Source organism: Ensifer sp. Root954 (genome assembly GCF_001429005.1).
GTDB lineage: Bacteria > Pseudomonadota > Alphaproteobacteria > Rhizobiales > Rhizobiaceae > Ensifer > Ensifer adhaerens.
In genome coordinates this window covers 383,919-404,474 of record NZ_LMJM01000023.1, presented here as the reverse complement: position 1 = coordinate 404,474, position 20,556 = coordinate 383,919, and the positions used below count along the sequence as shown (strand labels likewise).

Below are 20,556 nucleotides of genomic sequence, written 5' to 3'. Positions count from 1 at the left end.
GCTTGTGCCCTACGTAAACATCAAGATAACCCGCGAGGGTGCAACCCCCGAGCAGAAAGCAACCCTGATCAAGGGCGTCACCGATCTGCTTCACACCGTGCTCAACAAGGATCCGGCCACCACCTTCGTTGTCATCGACGAAGTGGCGCTCGAAGACTGGGGCGTCGGTGGATTGCCGGTTGATGCGTACCGGCGAAAGGTCGGCGAAAAATCGTAGCAACACGCTGCCCCTACCCACCACGATGGAAGGGGCAGCAGCCCACCCGATGCCGCGGTGATCCGCGCGTAGCTCGATTGCGCTTGATCGCTTTCGACAGGGTCTCTATCTCATTGTCTCCCGCCGCATTGATCCCGGAGACGTATCTTGTCCGTATTCAGCAACCTCCCCAAAGCTCCCGTCGCCGCAAAGAAGCCGGTCAGCGACACGCGCCACGGCATTACCCGCACCGACGACTATGCCTGGCTGCGCGCGGACAATTGGCAGGCGATGTTCAAGGATCCCTCGATCCTCGATCCTGATATCCGCAAGCATCTGGAGGCCGAAAACGCCTACATGAACGCGGCGATGGATGACACCAAGGCTCTTCAGAAGACGCTGTTTGCCGAGATGCGCGGCCGGATCAAGGAGGACGACAGCTCGATCCCGGTCAAGGACGGTCCCTTCGCCTACGGCCATGCCTATGTCACCGGCGGCGAGCAGCCGCGTTACTTCCGCATTCCCCGTGACGGCGACCACAAGGACGAGGCGATCCGGCAATTGCTGCTCGACGGCGATAAGGAAGCCGAAGGCAAGGCCTATTTCCGCCTTGGCGGGCTCGACCATTCGACCGACCATAGCCTCGGCATCTGGGGCTATGACGACAAGGGTTCGGAGTATTTCACGCTTCGGGTGCGCGACCTCGCAACGGGCGAAGACCTGGCAGACGTGATCGAGAACACCGGCGGCGGCGGCGCCTGGGCGCCCGATGGCAAGAGCTTCTTCTACACAGTGCTCGACGACAACCACCGCCCGTCGAAGATCTTCCACCATATCCTCGGCACCGCCCAGACCGACGACCGGCTGGTCTTCGAGGAGACGGATCCCGGCTTCTTCATGTCGGTCGGCGGCTCGCTGCTCGACGATTTCATCTACATCGACATCCACGATCACGAGACGAGCGAATACCGACTGCTCTCGACAAAGGATCTGACGGCTGAGCCGAAGCTCGTCGCCGAGCGCGTCACCGGGCTCGAATACGCGATGACCGAAGGCGGCGACGTCTTCTACATCCTCACCAATGCCGACGGCGCCAAGGACTTCAAGATCGTCGAAGCGCCGGTCACGGCACCGGGCAAGGAGAATTGGCGCGAGGTGGTGCCGCATAAGCCCGGCACACTGATCCTCAGCCACATGGCCTATGCCCGCCACCTCGTCTGGCTGCAGCGCCGCGAAGGCCTGCCGGAGATCGTCATCCGCGACCGCAAGACCGGCGAAGAGCACGCGATCGCCTTTGCCGAAGAGGCCTATTCGCTCGGGCTTTCCGGTGCTGCCGAATACGACACCGACGTCATCCGCTTCTCCTACTCGTCGATGACCACGCCGTCGCAGCTCTTCGACTACGACATGGCGACGCGCGCGCGCACGCTCTTGAAAACCCAGGAAGTGCCTTCGGGCCACAACCCGGACGACTATGTCACCCGCCGCGTCTTCGCGCCGTCCTGGGATGGCACCGAAGTGCCGGTGACGCTGCTTTACCGCAAGGACACGCCGCTCGACGGTTCGGCGCCCTGCCTGCTCTATGGCTATGGCGCCTATGGCATCACCATTCCAGCCGGCTTCAACACCAATTGCCTGTCGCTGGCCGATCGCGGCTTCGTCTATGCCATCGCCCATATCCGCGGCGGCAAGGATCGCGGCTTTGCCTGGTACGAAGACGGCAAGATGGCCAAGAAGACCAATACCTTCAAGGATTTCATAGCGGCCGCTGACTATCTGAATCAACAGAAGTTCACGTCCTACGCGAAGATCGTCGCAGAAGGCGGCTCCGCCGGCGGCATGCTCATGGGCGCGATCGCCAATATGGCGCCGGAGAAGTTCACCGGCGTTATCGCGGCCGTACCCTTCGTCGACGTGCTCAACACCATGCTCGACGACACCCTGCCCCTGACCCCGCCGGAATGGCCGGAATGGGGCAACCCGATCGAGAGCCGCGAGTTCTACGACATCATCGCCGGCTACTCGCCCTACGACAATGTCGAGGCGAAGTCCTATCCCGCGATCCTGGCACTCGGCGGTCTCACCGATCCGCGCGTCACCTATTGGGAGCCGGCGAAGTGGGTCGCGCGGCTGCGCGAGAAGACGACGGGCAGCGCGCCGATCCTGTTGAAGACGAACATGGACGCCGGCCATGGCGGCGCTTCGGGTCGCTTCCAGCGGCTCGAGGAGATCGCCTTCGAATACGCCTTTGCCATCAAGGTCGCCGGCAAGATGTAAACGGATCGGGATGAGGAAACCTGTTTGCGTTTTTCTCATCCCATTGCCACCTGATGTGAAAGGTCCCGCCATGCCCGTCCACGTCGCCCTGCTGCGAGCCGTCAATGTCGGTGGTACGGGATCGCTTCCAATGGCCGACCTCAAGGCGATCTGCGAGGGGCTCGGCTTTGCCGACGTCAAGACCTACATCCAGAGCGGCAACGTGCTGTTCCGCTCCGATCTGCCGGCGGCAGACGCGGCGGCAATGCTGGACAGCGCACTTCAGGAAAAGCTCGGTAAGGCGCCAGGCGTGATGATCAGGACCGGCGCGCAATTGCAGGCGATCGCCGATCAGGCCCCCTTCCCGGACGCCAAGCCCAATCTGCTGCTTGTCGTTTTCCTGCGCGAGCCGGCACCATCAGACGCGCTCGACAAACTCGTGGCACCCGATGGCGAAGAAGCCCAGGTTGCCGGAGCTGAGATCTATATCCACTTCCCGAACGGCTCCGGCCGTTCGAAGTTCAAGCTGCCGGCCGCCAAACCAGGCACCGCGCGCAACCTCAACACGGTGCGCAAGCTTGCTGCCTTGGCGCTTGAGATGGAAGGCTGACGCACCGCAAGGCGCCATTCCGGACGGAAAACCGCGCCACACTTTTCCTGGAATTGCTCACGCTGCCGGCTGGAACAGCAGCCGGACGAAGGATCGGAGCACGAGCAGCTGCTGCGGCAGGCTTTCAGGCTGCTTCAGCGCCTTCGACAGGATGATGCCGCCTTCAAGCACGGTCGAAACCATATCGGCCAGCTGGTCGACGTCGAGCGGCTCGCGTGGCCGGTAGACTTGCATGATCGCCTCGAACATCGTGCCGAAACGCCGACGCCACATCAGCGCCGCCTGCCGGTTGATCTCCTGGATCTCGCGATCGAAAGCACGCTCCTGCGTGCACATCACCGCGACCAGGCAGCCGGGATGGCCGTTCGGCAGGTCAGCGAGAATTTCCGACAGCATCTTCAGTCCCAGAAGAAAAGCCTGCAGCGGGTCGTCTGACAATTGATGGGCGCGGCCGAAGATCTCGTCGTAGATGCGCTCGTCGTTCTCGATGTAGCGCTCGAGCAGAGCCCGCGCGAGTTCGTTCTTGTCGCGGAAATGGTAGAAGAATCCGCTCTTGGTGATGCCGGTCTCGGCGATCAGCTCGTCGATCGAAGTCGCGCCGAAACCCTTTGCAAGCACCGCCGCCTCGGCGACGTCGAGGATTCTGGCGCGCGTTTCCTCACCCTTTCGCATTAGCTGCTCCCTACCATTGGTACGGTTTCCAGCAATTACTCGGCGGCCAGCTCCTAGCGCAGCGGCGGCTGCAAGCCAGTAAGTCACTGATTTTTCGACACTAATTTAGTATATTAGCAATAGTATACCGCAAGTCGTCTAGTTTAGAAGATGATCATAAGGCAGAAATTTACTTGGTTCTGCGGTGTTGGAGGCATCCGCGGGCCCTTCAGCCACGACTGAACCGGTGGAGACCGATATGGCCAAATACAGACGCAGCCTGCCGCTCTTGAAGGGTGGACTGTTCCTGAGTGACGGTGGCATCGAAACGACGCTGATCTTTCATGAGGGCATCTCCCTCCCGCATTTTGCCGCCTTCGTGCTCATTTCGACGGCGGACGGGCGCCGGCGCTTGCTCGACTACTACAAGCAATATCTCGCAATCGCACAGCAGCACGGCACCGGCTTCGTGCTCGACACACCCACCTGGCGCGCCAGCGCCGATTGGGGCGTGAAGCTCGGCTATGACGCCGCGGCCCTGGCCGAGGTCAACCAGAACGCCATCTACATGCTGGCGGAACTGCGCGCCGAGTACGAACGTCCGCAAGCGCCGATCGTGCTTAGCGGCGCCATCGGGCCGCGCGGCGACGGCTATCGCCTGGGCCGCATGAGCGCGGATGAGGCCGAGGATTATCACGGACCACAGATCTCCGCCTTTGCCGCCAGTGACGCCGATATCGTCGGCGCCTATACGCTGACCAGCATCGACGAGGCGACCGGCATTGCCCGGGCCGCCCAGAGCCATGGCATGCCCTGCTCGATTGCCTTCACGGTGGAAACCGACGGCCGGCTCCCAGACGGCCGAACCCTTCAGGCCGCGATCGAGACCGTTGATGCGGCGACCGGCGGCTATCCGCACTACTACATGATCAACTGTGCCCACCCCGATCATTTCGAGACCAGCCTCGATACAGGGAGCGCCTGGGCGCAGCGCATTGCCGGTATCCGAGCCAACGCTTCCAGGATGAGCCATGCCGAGCTCGACAACAGCGAAATCCTGGATGCCGGGGATCCCCTCGACCTCGGCCAGCGTTATCGAACACTGACGACGCATTTGCCACGATTGCGCATTCTTGGCGGTTGCTGCGGCACCGACCATCGCCACATCGCGGCAATCTGCGAGGCCTGCCTTCCACCGACGGCGCTTAGCGCCTGAGGCGCGGGGCCTCGCCCTCCCGGCCCTCTCGCAAGCAATTGCGGGAGGGCGCCTTCTCGTCGCCACCCTCGCGAAAGCCACAGTGTTTGTGTAGACTTGAACGGAAAGGACGGCAGCCGGACATCCCGGCAAAGGCCGTTGACCGCCCTGTCATGAATTACGCTCCCGCCTCGCCGACCGGAAATGCCGAAGCCTTTGCCTTCGACAACAGCTACGCGCGCCTGCCGCAGCAGTTCTTCGCGCGCGTCGCGCCCACTCCGGTGGCGGAGCCCTGGCTGATCAAGCTCAACAAGCAATTGGCCGAGGAGCTCGGTCTCGACGTGGCGACGCTCGAACGCGAGGGCGCCGAGATCTTTTCGGGCAACCGCGTTCCCGCCGGTGCCGATCCGCTTGCCATGGCTTATGCCGGCCACCAGTTCGGCACCTTCGTGCCGCAACTCGGTGATGGCCGGGCGATCCTCCTTGGCGAGGTGATCGACCGCAACGGGAAGCGGCGCGACATCCAGCTCAAAGGACCGGGCCAGACCCCCTTCTCACGGCGCGGCGACGGGCGCGCGGCACTCGGTCCAGTCTTGCGCGAGTACATCGTCAGCGAGGCGATGTACGCGCTCGGCATTCCGACGACACGGGCGCTTGCCGCCGTCGTCACCGGGCAACCGGTCTATCGCGAACAGATCCTGCCGGGTGCCATCGTCACGCGGGTCGCGGCAAGCCATATGCGCGTCGGCACGTTCCAATTTTTCGCGGCGCGCGGCGATATGGAGTCGGTGAAGATGCTTGCCGACTACGCGATCGATCGCCACTACCCTGAGGTCAGGGACGCTGAACGGCCCTATCTTGCCTTCTACAAGGCGGTGACCGCGCGCCAGGCGGAGCTGATTGCGCGCTGGCTGCATGTCGGCTTCATCCATGGTGTGATGAACACCGACAACATGACGATCTCGGGCGAGACGATCGACTTCGGCCCTTGCGCCTTCCTCGATGCCTATGATCCCAAGAAGGTGTTTTCCTCGATCGATCAGATCGGTCGTTATGCCTATGCTAGCCAGCCGGCGATCGGGCAATGGAACCTGGCGCGCCTGGCAGAAACCCTGGTGCCGCTCTTCGACGACAACCAGGATACGGCGGTGGAACTGGCCAATGATGCGCTCGGCGAGTACGGCGCGATCTTCCAGCGCCACTGGCTGGATGGCATGCGGCGCAAGATCGGATTGGCCATGAGCGAAAAGGGAGATCTCGACCTGTTGCAGGCGCTGCTGACGGCCATGCATCAGGGGGAAGCGGATTTCACCCTCACCTTCCGGCGGCTGTGCGACAGCGCCCGCGACCCGGCCGCCGATGCGGTGCTCGCCTCGACCTTTGCCTCTACCGGGGCGATCGGGCCGTGGCTGCAAGAGTGGCGTCAGCGTCTCAGCCGCGAGAAGGCGACGCCGGATGAACGCGCGACCGCGATGAGGGCGGTCAACCCGGCCTTTATTCCGCGTAACCACCGGATCGAAGAGGCGATCGCGGCCGCGACTGAGGATGCGGACTTCTCGCTCTTTGAGGCCCTGGTCGAAGTTACCGCCAACCCCTATACCGACCAGCCGCAGTTTGCCCGCTACCAGGCTCCGCCGAGCCCGGGAGAGGAAGTCCAGCGCACCTTCTGCGGCACATAGCCGTCTCGGGAATGCGGCATTCCGGTGCGACGCATTTCCGCGGCCTTGCGCTTCTGCTGCCAGGCCGATTCATCAAATCGTTCTATGCCGCTGTTTTTACACGGTGACGGGCACCTGGCCACCCTCAGCCAACGCGCCGCCAGCGGCGCTTGAACGCACCGGTCGTCCACGTTCGGTCGCCTTGACCGCAACTTTATTGCGGGCCTGCGAATATTTCCGCGTTGCGGAATGTGGCTATTGAAAGGCAGAGACGGCGCGTTAGGTGCTAACAGGACAGGCGCTCTGCGCCTTCCCTGACCGGGCGGCCGCGACAGGCTTGCGACCGCCGCTTCGAAGCCACCTGTCTCACGCGGTCCCGGCAACGGACCGCCGCAATGGAAAGAACCGTGCCACTGCACCGTTCTTCGATGCGGGAGTTCCCATCATGCTCGTTCTGACGGCCATCGTCTTTGCAATCATCGGCCTCGCGCTTGGCGGCGGCGGCGCCAAGCTGCTGATGCTTGGCGGCAGCCCCTATTACCTCGCAATCGGCATCGGCTTCCTGCTGACGGCGGTGCTGCTGTTCATGCGGAAATCGGCGGCGATCTGGCTCTATGCGTTCATGATCCTGGGCTCGCTCGGCTGGGCGGTGTCTGAGGTCGGTTTCGACTGGTGGCAGCTTGGCCCGCGTGGCGGCGTCATCGTCCTTCTGGGGCTCTGGCTGCTGTTGCCGGCCGTGCGCCGGCCGCTCGGCTTCGAAAGCCCGACGGGCGAGCGTTATGCCGTGAGTGGCTGGCCGCTGGCATTTGCGGTGGTGGTATCGGTTGGTGTCGCGGGCTACGCAATCATGCAGGACCCGCACGACATACGCGGCGATCTGCCGAGCGATGTCGTCGCTGAAAATCCACCGCTCGGCGGCTCGGTACCGCCGGACGAATGGCACCAGTACGGGCGCACCGCCTTCGGCCAGCGCTACTCGCCGCTCGATCAGATCACGCCTGAGAATGTCGGGGGGCTGAGGGTTGCCTGGCAATATCAGACCGGCGACATCAAGAGACCCGACGACGTGGGCGAGACGACCTATCAGGTGACGCCGCTCAAGATCAAAGACACGCTCTATGCCTGCACACCGCACAACTGGGCGATCGCGCTCGATGCGGCAACCGGCGAAGAGAAATGGAAATATGACAGCAACTCGGGCATGAACCCAGACCGCCAGCACCAGACCTGCCGCGGCGTTACCTATTGGGCCGACCCGGCTGCAGCCCCGGGCGGCCCCTGCGCCGAACGGGTGTACCTTCCGACCTCCGACGCGCGGTTGATCGCGCTCGATGCGGCGACGGGGTCCGTCTGCACCAGCTTTGCCGACAATGGCGTCCTGCATCTCGAAACGGGCATGAAATACAACCCGGCCGGTTACTATTATTCGACGTCGCCGCCGGTTGCCGTCGCCGGCAAGCTGATCATCGGCGGTGCGGTCAACGACAACTATTCCACCCAGGAACAGTCCGGCGTCATCCGCGCGTTCGACATCAACACCGGTGCGCTGATCTGGAACTGGGATAGCGGCAACCCTGATGTGACGGCACCGCTCCCAGAAGGCCAGACCTACACCACCAACTCGCCGAACAGCTGGTCGGTCTTCAGCTATGACGAGGGTCTCGGCCTCGTCTACATCCCCATGGGCAACCAGGTGCCCGACCAGCTCGGCATGGGCCGCAGCGAACACGTCGAGAAATATTCCTCCTCGATCGTCGCGCTCGACATCAATTCGGGCGCGGTGCGCTGGGTTCGCCAGACCGTACATCACGACCTCTGGGACATGGATGTGCCGGCGCAGCCGGCGCTGCTTGACATCACCAAGGAGGACGGCACCGTCGTGCCAGCTTTGGTCGGACCGACGAAACAGGGCGACATCTACGTGCTCGACCGCAGGAGCGGCGAACCGATCATCCCGGTCGAGGAGGTGCAGGCGCCGGGTGGCGCGATCCCCGAGGACTTCACCGCCCCGACCCAGCCGGTCTCCGGCCTCACCTTCATGCCTGCACCGCTACAGGAAAAGGACATGTGGGGCGTCACGCTGTTCGACCAGCTTGCCTGCCGCATCGCGTTCCGCTCGCTGAAATATGAGGGACGCTACACGCCGCCGTCGATCGAGGGCACGCTCGTCTATCCCGGCAACTTCGGCACCTTCAACTGGGGTTCCGTCGCGATCGATCCGGAGCGGCAGGTGATGTTCGGCATGCCGACCTATCTCGCCTTTACCTCGCGGCTCGTGCCCCGCGACCAGGTGCCGCCGAAGGGCCAGGACGAGAAGGGATCGGAGCAAGGGCTCAATCGCAACGATGGAGCGCCCTATGGCGTCTTCATGGGCCCCTTCCTTGGACCGCTCGGCATTCCCTGCCAGGCGCCGCCGTGGGGTTACGTCGCTGGAGCCGATCTCAGGACCGGCAAGATCGCCTACAAGCACAAGAACGGCACCGTCGAGGACATGACGCCGTTGCCGCTGCCGTTCAAGGTCGGCGTACCGGGCATCGGCGGGCCGATGATCACCAAGGGGGGCGTCGCCTTCCTGGGTGCCGCTGTCGACGATTATCTGCGCGCCTATGACCTCACGACCGGCCGCCAGCTCTGGGAGGCGCGCCTTCCCGCCGGCGGCCAGTCGACGCCGATGAGCTATGCGGTCGGCGACAAGCAATATGTGCTGATCGTTGCCGGCGGCCACGGCTCGGTCGGCACCAGGCCCGGTGACTACATCATCGCCTACACTCTGCCTTGACGCGCGCGAAGCATCCCTAATTCTCGCTAGAAGGTTGCAAAAGTAAGCTCCGCGCAAGCCCGCGACAGCAGCTTCCCCCGGACGACAGATTCCGGGGGATTCCCATGAAGATCGACAACAGCATCTCAAGCTACTACTTCTCCCAGCGCCGCCAGCAGGCGGGCACTATCGCGCCGATCGAGGAGAGCGGCGGTGATGCGCGCCCGCGCCAGGCCCCGACGATCGCGCCGCCTTCGACCTCGAACGCCCTTTCCAACGCGCTGTGGATGACGGCGGCGCGCGACGGCGAGAACACGGCTTCGATTTCCGCCAAAGAAGGCCCTGCGGCCTCGGACGGTTCGGTCAGCGACGAGTTTCTGAAGGAAGCGAAGAAGAGCCTGGTTGAGAAAATCCGCGAACAGGTCCTCAAGGCGATGGGCCTGACCGAAGCGAATCTCAAGGAGATGCCCCCCGAGCAGCGGCAGGCCGCCGAGGAAGAGATCCGCAAGGCTGTCGAGCGCGCGATGGGTGTCGAGCAGCAGCGCGACGTGGCGACCGCCGATCTCGCCAACGGCGGCGACGACATCCCCTGAGAGGGCGGTTTGCGCCGATCGGCTTGTCTCGGTCGGACAATCGATGATATCCAGCGATCCTCCAAAGAGGACCAAGATCCATGCGCCTGATCCGTTAGCGACGTTCGCCGGCAGAAAACGACCGACGCCACAGCCGCCCTTCGGCGGTTTTTGGCATGGCTTTTTTTCGGCCGCCTGAACGTCCTGACACGGACATGACCGTTCACCGGCCATCGCTAGGATCATCCTCATGACCACCAAAGACGGATTTGTTTCCGAAGCCGGCAGCCTTGGCGCCGGCCCCTTCGACCTCGGCTATAGGATCGAAGGCAGCGGCACGCCGCTGCTCGTCATCGGCAGCGCCGCCTACTACCCCCGCACCTTCTCCCAAGCGCTTCGCGAGAGGTTGCGGCTGATCTTCATCGACCACCGCGGCTTCGCACCGGCGCGGACCAACTATGCCGCTGGCGACATCGGCTTCGAGTCGGTGCTCGATGATATCGAGCGAATGCGGGCGCATCTGGGGCTCGAACGCTTCGCCATTCTCGGACACTCCGGCCATGGCTATATGGCCCTCGAATATGCCAAGCGGCACCCGGAGCGCGTCAGCCACGCGATCATGGTCGGCACCGGTCCGAGCCATTCGGCTCGTCATATGGCGCTCGCCGACCGGATCTGGGAAGAAACGGTGTCGCCGGCCCGAAAAGCGATCTTCGCACGGGAGATGGCCAAGCTTGGCGACGACATCACGGCGCGGCCTGAGGAACGTTTCAAAGCCCTGCTGATCCGGCTCGGCGCGAAGAGCTGGCATCAGCCGGACTTCGACGCAACGCCTCTTTGGCGAGATGTCACTGTCAACAACGCGGTATTCGACCATCTCTGGGGCGAGGTCTTTCGCGATATCGATATCCGCAAGGGTTTGAACAGGCTGGCAGCGCCGGTGCTGCTTGCGCTCGGCCGCTCGGACTATCTCGTCGCCCCGGCCTTCAGCTGGGACGAGTATCGGGCGGACTTCACGGACCTGACGGTGCGGCTCTTCGAACAGAGCGGGCATACGCCGCAACTGGAAGAAAGCGATCTCTTCGACGAAGCCCTGCTCTCGTTCCTCGAAAACGACCGCGGCTAGGACAAGCCGCCCTCGCAGCGTCCAGCATTCGGAGGGGCCGAGACCGGCCCCTCCCCTTCCCAACCATTGACACTTGGTCGCGCCCAACTATCTATTGCTCCAGAAGCTATAGGTTTGAGGCGAACATGTATTCCATCGGCGATCTCTCCCGGTGCACCGGCGTCAAAATCCCGACGATCCGCTACTACGAGCAGATGGGACTGATCGCAGCGCCCGAGCGCTCCGAAGGCAATCAGCGGAGGTACGAGAAAAGCGAACTTGAGCGACTGGCCTTTATCCGCCATGCGCGCGACCTCGGCTTGTCGATCGATTCGATCAAGGATCTGCTCGCCCTCAGCCAGCATCCGGAGCGACCTTGCGGCGAAGCCGACCGCATCGCCAGCGAGCACCTGGCAACGGTGCGCGAGAAGATCGCGCGATTGAGGAAGCTGGAGCAGGAACTGGAACGCATCGTCGCCTGCGACGGCAATCACACCGTCGGCGACTGCTACGTGATCCGGGCGCTCGCCGACCATTCCATGTGCGAGAGCGAGCACTGAGGCGGCAGCTTAATTAGTCGCCTTGAAAAATCCCCGTTGACAAAATCACGAAAACAAACAATCTAGCGCCCATGATCAAGAACGCACCCATTTGCCGCGTGTATTTTTGGCTGTTCCGATAGGAGCGGCCTGCTGATCATATTCAACAAGGCCGCCATCAGGCGGCTTTTGTTTTTCCGGCTCCTGATGGCGAGAAAACCCGAGGAGCCCAGACATGCTACAGACCGCCATCCCCACCCTTCATGCGACACCGGCGACGCGCCCGCCGATGGTGACGATCCGTTGCGCCAAGCAGCGCGACCTGCCGGAACTGCGCGACATGATCGCCGAACTTTCGGCCCATCACGGCGACGCCGCCCCGATCACGCCCGAACAGCTGGAGCGTGACCTTTTCGGCCGTACGCCGTGGATTACGGCGCTCGTCGCCGAGGCCGGCAACCGGCTGATCGGCTACGCGATCCTCGTGCCGATCTACCGGGCCGCCGAAGGCGCACGCGGCATGGAGCTGCATCACCTCTTCGTTCGCCCGGAAAGCCGCGGCACAGGCATTGGCCGCCACCTGGTCGCCAAGGCGCGTGAGCAGGCGAAGATGGCCGGCTGCGACTTCCTTTCGGTCAGCGCCGCCACGGGCAACTTCCAGGCACACCATTTCTACGAATCCGAACGCTTCGTCCCTCGCCCGGTGACCGGCATGCGCTATATGCAGAAGCTGGGCTGAGGAGCTGCCGATGCGTCTTGCAATCGTCCTGTGCGAAGGCTTCGCCGATTGGGAATGTGCGCTGTTGATGGCGGCGGCGCGCACCCATCTCGGCGTCGATATCGAGGTTGCCACCGTCGACGGCGCGCGTGTCACCTCGATGGGCGGCCTCGACGTCTCGGCGCATCTCTCCGTCGATGCCCTCGACCCGGCCGGCTTCGACGGGCTGGTGATCTGCGGCGGCGCAATCTGGGACACGAACGAGGCGCCCGATCTCTCCTCGACGATCCGTGCCTTCGATCGCAACAAGCGGGTGGTCGCAGCCATTTGCGGCGGCGTCCATGCCCTTGCAACATGCGGCCTTCTCGACCGCGTCGACCACACCGGCAACAGCGCCGAAAGCCTTGCGGCGCTGACCGGCTATCATGGTGCTTCGCACTATCGCGATCAGCCGCAGGCGATGCGCAGCGGCCACGTCGTCACCGCCGCCGGCACCGCGCCGATCAGCTTTTCCGGCGAGATCCTGCATGGCCTCGGTCTCGGCTCACCGGAGCTCGACGGATTTCTTGCACTCTACGGGCGGGAGCATCGGCCCGACGACAGCGGCAGCATCGGGTAAGCCGCCTTCCATTTCGGTGCAGAAAGCGGCCTCTCCACTTTTGGCAACAGGCCTAGAGCCAGTTCGAGATCTGATCGAGCGGCTTCTTCACCTTGCCGGCCACCGGCACGGTCGCATCCGGGGCTGGATAGCCGGCCACCAGAATCAGGAACGGCTTTTCACTGTCCGGCCGACCGCAAATCTCGTTGAGGAAGTTCATCGGCGCCGGCGTATGGGTCAGTGTCGCAACGCCCGCATGATGCAGCGCCGTGATCAGGATGCCGGTGGCAATGCCGACGCTTTCGTTGATGTAGTAGTTCTTTTTCAGATCGCCCGGATTGGGACCACCGCGCTTCTGCGAGAAGACGACGATCAGGTAGGGAGCGGTCTCAAGGAAGGGCTTGTCTTCGTCGGTGCCGAGCGGCGCCAGCGCGTCGAGCCACTCCTGCGGCGCCTTGTCCCGATAGAAGATACGCTCCTCCTCTTCCGCCGCGTGGCGCACCTCGGCCTTGATCCGGGGGCTCTCGATCACGGTGAAATGCCAGGGCTGATGGTTGGCGCCGCTCGGCGCCGTGCCCGCCGCCTTCAGACAGTTTTCGATGACCTCACGCGGCACCGGACGATCGCTGAAGTAACGCGTGGTGCGGCGGCGGTTGACCTCTTCATAGAAGTCCGCAGCGCGGGCCACCATCTCCTCGGGGCTGCGTTCGATCCACTGGTCGTAGGGCGCGGTTTCGTGTGGGCGCATTCAGTCTCCTCCTCGTTATGAAGCCGAGTTGAGCGCGCCTTGCTACGAAGATCAAGCGTTAGAGCGCTGGTACCGCCTTCAGGTAGGCGGCGATCGCCTCGCGGTCGGCCGGCGTCAGTTTTGCCATGTTCTTCTGCACTTCCACCATGGAACCGCCGACGGAATCGAACTCCGGCGTGAAGCCGGTTTCCAGATAGGAGGCGATATCAGAGGCGCTCCAGCTGCCGATGCTCTTGGAGCCGGGCGTGATATCAGGAATACGGCCCTCGCCTTCCGGGTTCGGCGCGCCTGCGAGCCACTGATCCGGCTCGAAGCCTCCGAGCGCGTTTCTCGGCGTGTGGCATTCGCCGCAGTGGCCAAGCCCCTCGACGAGATATTGCCCGCGGGCGAGCTTCGGGTCGTTGGCGTTTACCGCGGCGCGTGGCTTGTCGGTCAGGAACAGCAGCTTCCAGCCACCCAAGGCTATCCGCATGTTGTAAGGGAATGGCAATTCGTGCGGCGGCGCCACCTCGGTGCTCTTCGGCAGCGTCTTCATGAAGCCCCAGAGGTCGTTGACGTCCTTGGCCGCCATGCGCGCATAGGAGCCATAGGGGAACGACGGATAGAGATGCTCGCCGTTGCGCCCGACGCCGCGGGTCATGGCGTTGCCGAACTCCGCGAGCGTCCAGGCGCCGATTCCGGCCGCTTCGTCCGGAGAGATGTTCGGCGCGTGGAAGGTGCCGAAGGGGCTCTTCAGCGGCGCGCCACCCGAAAGCACCAGACGCGCGTCACCTTCGGCGCCCTTGTTGGCATGACAGCTGACGCAGCCGCCGGCCCAGAAGACCTGTTCGCCATTGGCAAGATCCGGTTCTCCGAGACCCTCCCAATGGGAGGCGCTCCAGGGTGCCGGCTTCGTCAGCCACCAGAAGCCGGCACCGCCGACGACGCCCAGCACCACAAGACCCGATATCAGCTTTCTCGCCCGACGACCCATAGTCTCCCCTCATGCCCTGCCGCAAACAGTGTGCTCAATACGAGTGAAGGCACGCGGCGGGACGTCGCGTGCCTCCTCTTTCAGCCGGATAGGACGTTGCCGCCGGTCAATTCTTCTTCAGGCGGTAGCTCTCATGACAGCTGCCGCAGTCCTTGCCGATGCCCCCGAGGGCCGCGCCAACGGCCGCCTGGTCAGCGGGCAGCTGCGCCAGAACCGCCTCGGCATCGGTGCCGAGCTTGGCGGCCTTGGCCTTGAAGTCATCCAGGTTTTCCCAGATCTTCGGGCTCGCCTCGGTCTCGTGGCCCGCTTCCGATCCGGCCGGGAAATGGTCCGGGAAGGTCTTCATCGTCTCGCTGATCGTCGTCAGCGATGCCTTCACGACCTCCGCGTCATAGGGCTTCTCGCCCTTGGCGATGCCGGCAAGCGCGCCAGTCGCAGCGCCCACCTTCTTCATCGCCTGCTGGCGAACCACCTGCGGCTCGTCGGCTGCGGTCACGGCAGTAACACCCAGGCCCGCAAGAGCGGCAGCCAACATGAGTGCGCGTATTTTCATCAGGATCTCCCGGTCAATGAAATCTATTCGGCGAATCTGCCTGCCTGGCCTTCATGCCCAATGCGGCCGCATGATGTCATCTTGAGTATTCGACGGAAGTAACATTTTTTTGATGTGCTTGTTAGGACAAAGGAATTTCCGTCGGCCGGCGTAATTTCGGGATTTCAACAGGCCCGCCAATAACATGACTTTAATATTCATGTTTATACTTTACAGAAACCGGGACAGCTTCACTGTGCCGACCAGCCCTGCCACACAGTGAAAGCCGCGACCAGAACGAGCACCGCCCCGGCGGCCCGGCCGATCCACACGGTCGTCTCAGGGCTGCCGACCAGAAAATCCCGGCCGCGGCCGGCAGCAAGGGCAAGGCCGCCATAGACAGCGAGCTGCGTCGCCGCAATCATCGCGGCCATGACCAGGGCCTGCGACCAGATCGGCCCGAACTGCGGCCTGAGGAACTGCGGATAGACCGCCAGCATGAAGAGATAGGCCTTCGGGTTCATCAGGCTCGTCAGCGCGCCCTGGCGAAAACTCGCCCAGCGCGACAGCCGGTCCGCGCCGTCGATGCCGCCGATGGTGATCGAGCTTTTGACCAGGGAAAAGCCGATCCAGGCGATATAGGCAGCACCCGCGACGAGCAGCACGTTGAAGAGGCCGGGCACCAGATGCAGGATGACGCTGACGCCGAGTGCCGCATAGAGCGTGTGCAGCACGCCGCCCGCCATGATGCCGGCCGTCGCCGACAGACCGGAGGCCCGCCCTCCCGTTAGCGAGTTCGCAAGGACGAAGACCATGTCCATACCCGGCACGATGATGATGCCGAACAGAAGGGTGAAGAAGAGCCAGAGGTTTTCCGTGTAGGTCATGTCAGTTGTCCGTCGTCCGGGTTTTCACTTCTCAATCGAATTGCTGTTTTTTCAATCCGTTGGCTGATGGTATAGATCCGGGCAACTGACAAGGTAGTGTCAGGAGCGTTGACGACGGGGGAGGTTTTCGATGCGCAAGGCGGCACGGCTTTTCGAGATCATCCAGATCCTCCGGCTTGCGAGAAAGCCCGTGACCGGCGCGCAAATGGCCGAGACGCTGGAGGTGACGGTGCGCTCGATCTACCGCGATATCGCGGCACTCCAGGCGATGCGCGTGCCGATCGAAGGCGGCCGCGGCATCGGCTATATTCTTAGGCCCGGCTTCGACCTGCCGCCGCTGATGTTTTCGATCGAGGAAACGGAAGCGATCGCCTTGGCTCTGGCGCTGCTGGCACGAACCGGCGACGAGGAACTGAAGGCAGCCGCCGGCCGCGTCAACCAGAAAATCACTGCAGCCGTGCCCGAGCCGCTGAGACTGGCCTTTCGTTCGCGGGCGCTGCACGCCTGGGGAACGATCGCCCCCTCGCCCGCCGGCATCGATCTCGCTCTGGTACGCCGGGCGATCCGCGACGAGCAGAAGCTCGAACTCGACTATCGCGACGAACTCGGCCGCGCCACAGAACGCACGATCCGGCCGGTGGCGCTGATCTACTATTCGGAAACTGCCAACATCGTCGGCTGGTGCGAGTTGCGCCAGGCGATCCGCAACTTTCGCGCCGACCGTGTCGAGCACTGCGAGGCGGTCGGCGCCTATTTTCCAGGCGAGGGAAACCGCCTCAGGGAACTCTGGATCAGCGGCTGGAAGACCACCTGAGCCTGGCCTCATCGGTACCCAGCACAAACGAAAAGACCCGGCGCAAGCGCCGGGTCCAAACGTCATGCATCGAAGACGGGCAGCTTACTTGGAAGCCGCTTCGTACATTTCGAGCACGTAATCCCAGTTGATCAGGCTGTCGACGAAGGCTTCGAGGTACTTCGGACGGGCGTTGCGGTAGTCGATATAGTAGGAGTGTTCCCAGACATCGACGCCGAGGATCGGCGAGGCGCCGTGAACGAGCGGGTTTTCGCCGTTCGGGGTCTTGGAGATTTCGAGCTTGCCGTTCTTGACCGAGAGCCAGGCCCAGCCCGAGCCGAACTGGCCGGTGCCGGCGGCGATGAAATCGGCGCGGAACTTGTCGTAGCCGCCGAGGTCGGACTTGATGGCCGCGTCGAGCTTGGCCGGCAGGCTGGTGCCGCCGCCGCCCTTCTTCATCCACTTCCAGAAGTGGATGTGGTTGTAGTGCTGGCCGGCATTGTTGAACAGCGGCTGGTTGGTGCCGTAGGACTTCTTGACGACTTCCTCCAGCGACAGGTCGGAGAGGCCGGCCTCTTCAGCAAGCTTGTTGCCGTTGGTCACGTAAGCCAGATGGTGCTTGTCGTGGTGGTACTCGAGCGTCTCGCGCGACATGTAGGGCGCCAGCGCATCGTAGTCATAGGGAAGGTTCGGCAATTCGAAAGCCATGTGGGCATCTCCTCTTGGCATGGAATTTCGTCGGGAAATCCGTGAGCGGGAACATAGGCACCGACCCTCATGGAGGCAACCGATGCAATGCCAATTTTTCCTCAACCCACGGAATATACTTTCAACATCATTTTGAAAGCATGACACTTTCAAGCACATTCATGCCACGGTTTGGCTGCAGCTTCGCGACCGTTGCAACCATGCATAAAGGACAGTCCATGCCGCAGCGTCTCATCCCTGCCCTCGCCCTTTCCGCCATCGCCGCTTTTGCTGCGTCCAGTGCAGCAGCCTCTTCCGGCGACGCGTGGGAGACATTCCGGGCAGAGGTTTCGAAGAAGTGCCTCGCCGCCGCCACCTCGCTGCAAAAACCCAGCGTCGTCGTAGACCCCTTCGGCTCCGAGAGTTTCGGGCTGGCGCTGGTGATCGGCACGCCCAAGGGCTCCAAGGCCGCCATCACACAGATCTGCGTCTTCGACAAGCAGAAGAAGACGGTCGAGCTCGGTGGTGAGCTTGCACCCGACGCGGTCAAGGTGGGCGTGCCGGCAAAGAAGAAATAGCGCGCGCGACCCGGCGCAAGCCGTCCAGTTGCCGCCCACGTCGGCCCCGGTCACTGCATATGTGGACTGCTCCTCACTTGAGCTTCGACCGACCGGTTGATAGATCTTGCTAATGGTGAGCGATACTTCCGAACGAATCCTGGACGCAACCGAACGCCTGATGGTGTCGCGGGGCTACAGCGCGTTCAGCTACGCGGACATCTCGGCCGTGGTTGGCATCGGCAAGGCGACGATCCACCATCACTTCCCGACCAAGGCGGACCTTGCCGCAGCCGTGCTTGCCCGCTACCGCAAGAACAATCGCCGCAGCGTTGAAGGACTGCTAGCAGCTGTCGGCGATCCGGCGGCCCGGCTCGAGGCCTATGTCGGCTTCTGGGAAGAATGTATCGCCAAACGGGACATGCCCTTCTGTATCGGCGCCCTTCTGGCCTCGGAAATACCTTCGCTTCCCGATATTGTCGTCGCGCAAGTGCGCGGTCATTTTGCCGACCTTTCCGGCTGGCTCGGAGCCGTGATCGAGGATGGCGTAGCGAAGGGATCCCTGAGGACCGCTCACGGCCCCAAGGCGGCCGCCGAGGCGCTGATGGCGACGGTCCACGGCGCAATGCTCGCGGCCCGCGTCGCTGGCTCGGATCAAGCCACGTTTTCGGCGATCGCACGGCCCGCCTTGGCACAACTTCAGGCGCCAAGCGATGCCTGACCCCGAAGCTCCGACCCTTCGAAGCGACACCGGTCGAAAAAGACAGTTGTTCCCGTGGGAACGGCGGGCCACATTTGCGAGCGCTAGAAATCAATCCGAACGGACGCGATGGCAGGTGAAATCATCGCGTTTCTTTTTCAAATCTCTCCCGACCAACTAGTCGGTCCAACGAAGGAGGAAGATCATGGCAAATCCGCTTTCCACACTCGGCATCATCCATACCGTCATCAGCCTCGCCCCCGTCGTGGCGGGCCTCTATGGCTTTGCCCGGTATGGTGCGATTGTTCCCGGCACGCGCTCCGGCAAGCTTTACCTCGCCGCGATCATCCTGGCGGTGCTGACGTCCGCGGGGCTTTCGAGCACCGGCGGCTTCAACGCGGGCCATGCGCTCGGGATCGTCACGCTGCTCGTCATCGGTGGAAGCCTTGCAGCACAAAGGCTCGAATTTTTCGGCCGCCTGCGCCCCTACCTGGCAACGCTTGGCCTTTCGTTCAGCTATTTCCTGCTGATCGTGCCGGCGATCGCCGAGACGTTGAAGCGCCTGCCCGCCTCGCAGCCACTTGCCAGCGGCCCGGAATCGCCGATCGTGCAGACGACGCTGCTTGCCTGGCTGGTGATCTTCCTCGCAGGCCTCTCCGTCCAGGCCTACCTGATCCACAGGCGCGCCGTGGTCGGCGCGCTCGCGCCCCGCTCGCGCTGAGTGCCTGAACCGAAGGCCATCTTGCCCCGGCGCAGCGGGTACGACCGTGCGCCGGGGTTTTGCATGCGCGCAGTTCAGACGTCGCGGGCCGCGTGCGCCCAGTCCATGTAAAGATCGCGCGCCTTGGCGGCGACCGGGCCGGCCTGCAGGTCGCGGCTTTCGAGACGCGTCACAGGCAGCACCTTGGAGTAGTTGCCGGACGTGAAGATCTCGTCGGCCGCTTCGAAGTCCGCCATCGTCAGCGTCGCCTCGACCACTTCGAAACCGGCTTCGCGCAGCAGCGTCATGACGCGGAAGCGGGTGATGCCGGCAAGGAAGGTGCGGTTGGCGGCCGGCGTAAAGACGACACCGTCCTTGACCAGGAAGACGTTGGAAGAACCGGTCTCGGCGATGTTGCCGAGCATGTCGCGCACCAGCGCATTGTCGAAGCCGCGCGAACGGGCCTCGGTCAGGATGCGCGCGTTGTTGGGATAGAGGCAGCCGGCCTTGGCGTCGGTCGGCATCGATTCCAGTGTCGGACGGCGGAAGGGCGACAGCGTCAGCGACGAGCCGCCGTGGCCGTTGCCCATCGGCGCCTCGAACAGGCAGAGCGCAAAACGGGTCGATTCCGGGTCGATGGCGACGACACCGGCCGCGCCGTGCTCGGCCCAGTACATCGGCTTCACATAAAGCGCTGTCTTGCCGTCGAACTTCTTGGCGCCTTCCCAGGTCAGCGCCTCGATCTCTTCCGCCGCCATCGTCGGCTTCAGGCCAAGTGCGGCGGCCGAGCGGTTGACGCGCTGGCAGTGCAGGTCGAGGTCGGGAGCGACGCCGTCGAAAACGCGGGCGCCGTCGAACACCGTCGAGCCCAGCCACATCGCATGCGAGGTCGGGCCGATCAGCGGCGGATTGCCCGAGAGCCATTCACCATCGACATAGGTCCAGGTCACTGAGCGGGGGGATGTATCGACGGCCATCTGCGTCTCCTTGAGGTTTTTATTCTAGTCTTTCCGCATACCCCGAAAAAACAGCATCGGGGTGAATGGGTCTATCAAAAAATGTCATGGCGGCCGTTCTGGTACCGCGAAGGCCTCTCGCTTAGTCTCTTCGCCAAAGAAAAGGG

The 20,556-nt window shown here is 63.2% G+C and carries 22 protein-coding genes; 15 read left to right on the top strand and 7 right to left on the bottom strand.

Annotated features, from left to right (window positions below; translation table 11 throughout):
• Positions 1–4: 4 nt before the first annotated feature.
• From ASE71_RS16015 to ASE71_RS16005, 3 genes are all read left to right on the top strand, one after another.
• Positions 5–217 carry a tautomerase family protein gene (locus ASE71_RS16015; protein WP_060516229.1) on the top strand — a complete coding sequence of 71 codons (213 nt, stop codon included), beginning with the start codon at positions 5–7 and terminating at the stop codon, positions 215–217.
• Between the two features lie 147 nt (positions 218–364).
• Complete coding sequence (locus tag ASE71_RS16010) at positions 365–2,473, top strand: S9 family peptidase (protein ID WP_034789294.1); 2,109 nt, start codon at positions 365–367, stop codon at positions 2,471–2,473.
• Positions 2,474–2,543: 70 nt separating this feature from the next.
• Positions 2,544–3,062 carry a DUF1697 domain-containing protein gene (locus ASE71_RS16005; RefSeq protein ID WP_060516230.1) on the top strand — a complete coding sequence of 173 codons (519 nt, stop codon included), beginning with the start codon at positions 2,544–2,546 and terminating at the stop codon, positions 3,060–3,062.
• Between the two features lie 57 nt (positions 3,063–3,119).
• On the opposite strand, the gene ASE71_RS16000 is transcribed toward ASE71_RS16005, so the two are convergent.
• The gene (locus ASE71_RS16000) at positions 3,120–3,734 is read right to left on the bottom strand and encodes a TetR/AcrR family transcriptional regulator (protein ID WP_034789290.1); all 615 of its coding nucleotides are present in this window, start codon (positions 3,732–3,734) and stop codon (positions 3,120–3,122) included.
• Positions 3,735–3,972: 238 nt separating this feature from the next.
• Here ASE71_RS16000 and ASE71_RS15995 point away from each other — a divergent pair, with 238 nt between their 5' ends.
• The 8 genes from ASE71_RS15995 to ASE71_RS15960 all read left to right on the top strand — a co-directional run bounded on the left by ASE71_RS15995 (position 3,973) and on the right by ASE71_RS15960 (position 12,877).
• A complete protein-coding gene (locus tag ASE71_RS15995; protein ID WP_060516231.1) occupies positions 3,973–4,929 on the top strand; it encodes a homocysteine S-methyltransferase family protein in 957 nt (318 codons plus the stop codon).
• A gap of 152 nt (positions 4,930–5,081) precedes the next feature.
• Positions 5,082–6,587, top strand: a complete 1,506-nt coding sequence (locus tag ASE71_RS15990; protein WP_060516232.1) for a protein adenylyltransferase SelO — start codon at positions 5,082–5,084, stop codon at positions 6,585–6,587.
• Positions 6,588–7,011: 424 nt separating this feature from the next.
• Positions 7,012–9,345: a glucose/quinate/shikimate family membrane-bound PQQ-dependent dehydrogenase gene (locus tag ASE71_RS15985; protein ID WP_413814640.1), complete on the top strand. Its 2,334-nt coding sequence runs from the start codon at positions 7,012–7,014 to the stop codon at positions 9,343–9,345.
• A gap of 104 nt (positions 9,346–9,449) precedes the next feature.
• A complete protein-coding gene (locus ASE71_RS15980) occupies positions 9,450–9,917 on the top strand; it encodes a hypothetical protein (protein WP_060516233.1) in 468 nt (155 codons plus the stop codon).
• 229 nt (positions 9,918–10,146) lie between these two features.
• Entirely contained in the window at positions 10,147–11,022 is an 876-nt protein-coding gene (locus ASE71_RS15975) for an alpha/beta fold hydrolase (protein WP_060516234.1), read from the top strand.
• A gap of 125 nt (positions 11,023–11,147) precedes the next feature.
• Positions 11,148–11,561 (top strand): MerR family transcriptional regulator, encoded by a 414-nt coding sequence (locus ASE71_RS15970; protein WP_060516235.1) that lies wholly within the window; start codon positions 11,148–11,150, stop codon positions 11,559–11,561.
• A 214-nt stretch (positions 11,562–11,775) separates the two neighbouring features.
• The gene (locus tag ASE71_RS15965) at positions 11,776–12,279 is read left to right on the top strand and encodes a GNAT family N-acetyltransferase (protein ID WP_034789278.1); all 504 of its coding nucleotides are present in this window, start codon (positions 11,776–11,778) and stop codon (positions 12,277–12,279) included.
• Between the two features lie 10 nt (positions 12,280–12,289).
• The gene (locus ASE71_RS15960) at positions 12,290–12,877 is read left to right on the top strand and encodes a DJ-1/PfpI family protein (protein WP_034789277.1); all 588 of its coding nucleotides are present in this window, start codon (positions 12,290–12,292) and stop codon (positions 12,875–12,877) included.
• Between the two features lie 52 nt (positions 12,878–12,929).
• On the opposite strand, the gene ASE71_RS15955 is transcribed toward ASE71_RS15960, so the two are convergent.
• The 4 genes from ASE71_RS15955 to ASE71_RS15940 all read right to left on the bottom strand — a co-directional run bounded on the left by ASE71_RS15955 (position 12,930) and on the right by ASE71_RS15940 (position 15,996).
• Positions 12,930–13,604: a nitroreductase family protein gene (locus ASE71_RS15955; protein ID WP_060516236.1), complete on the bottom strand. Its 675-nt coding sequence runs from the start codon at positions 13,602–13,604 to the stop codon at positions 12,930–12,932.
• A 58-nt stretch (positions 13,605–13,662) separates the two neighbouring features.
• Positions 13,663–14,577, bottom strand: a complete 915-nt coding sequence (locus ASE71_RS15950; protein ID WP_060516237.1) for a c-type cytochrome — start codon at positions 14,575–14,577, stop codon at positions 13,663–13,665.
• A 106-nt stretch (positions 14,578–14,683) separates the two neighbouring features.
• The gene (locus tag ASE71_RS15945) at positions 14,684–15,130 is read right to left on the bottom strand and encodes a c-type cytochrome (RefSeq protein ID WP_034789273.1); all 447 of its coding nucleotides are present in this window, start codon (positions 15,128–15,130) and stop codon (positions 14,684–14,686) included.
• 230 nt (positions 15,131–15,360) lie between these two features.
• Positions 15,361–15,996, bottom strand: coding sequence for a LysE family translocator (locus ASE71_RS15940; RefSeq protein ID WP_060516238.1), 636 nt, complete (start codon positions 15,994–15,996; stop codon positions 15,361–15,363).
• A gap of 130 nt (positions 15,997–16,126) precedes the next feature.
• Between ASE71_RS15940 and ASE71_RS15935 the strand changes: the two genes are divergently transcribed.
• Positions 16,127–16,810, top strand: a complete 684-nt coding sequence (locus ASE71_RS15935) for a helix-turn-helix transcriptional regulator (protein WP_060516239.1) — start codon at positions 16,127–16,129, stop codon at positions 16,808–16,810.
• Between the two features lie 84 nt (positions 16,811–16,894).
• Here ASE71_RS15935 and ASE71_RS15930 read toward each other — a convergent pair whose 3' ends face one another.
• Positions 16,895–17,497 carry a superoxide dismutase gene (locus ASE71_RS15930; protein ID WP_060516240.1) on the bottom strand — a complete coding sequence of 201 codons (603 nt, stop codon included), beginning with the start codon at positions 17,495–17,497 and terminating at the stop codon, positions 16,895–16,897.
• A gap of 218 nt (positions 17,498–17,715) precedes the next feature.
• On the opposite strand from ASE71_RS15930, the gene ASE71_RS15925 reads away from it, so the two are divergent.
• The 3 genes from ASE71_RS15925 (at position 17,716) to ASE71_RS15915 (ending at position 19,454) form a co-directional block, all read left to right on the top strand.
• A complete protein-coding gene (locus tag ASE71_RS15925) occupies positions 17,716–18,054 on the top strand; it encodes a hypothetical protein (RefSeq protein ID WP_060516241.1) in 339 nt (112 codons plus the stop codon).
• A 112-nt stretch (positions 18,055–18,166) separates the two neighbouring features.
• Positions 18,167–18,754: a TetR/AcrR family transcriptional regulator gene (locus ASE71_RS15920; protein WP_060516242.1), complete on the top strand. Its 588-nt coding sequence runs from the start codon at positions 18,167–18,169 to the stop codon at positions 18,752–18,754.
• 184 nt (positions 18,755–18,938) lie between these two features.
• Positions 18,939–19,454: a hypothetical protein gene (locus ASE71_RS15915; protein WP_060516243.1), complete on the top strand. Its 516-nt coding sequence runs from the start codon at positions 18,939–18,941 to the stop codon at positions 19,452–19,454.
• Between the two features lie 74 nt (positions 19,455–19,528).
• On the opposite strand, the gene ASE71_RS15910 is transcribed toward ASE71_RS15915, so the two are convergent.
• Positions 19,529–20,410, bottom strand: a complete 882-nt coding sequence (locus ASE71_RS15910) for a branched-chain amino acid aminotransferase (protein ID WP_034789259.1) — start codon at positions 20,408–20,410, stop codon at positions 19,529–19,531.
• Positions 20,411–20,556 lie beyond the last annotated feature (146 nt).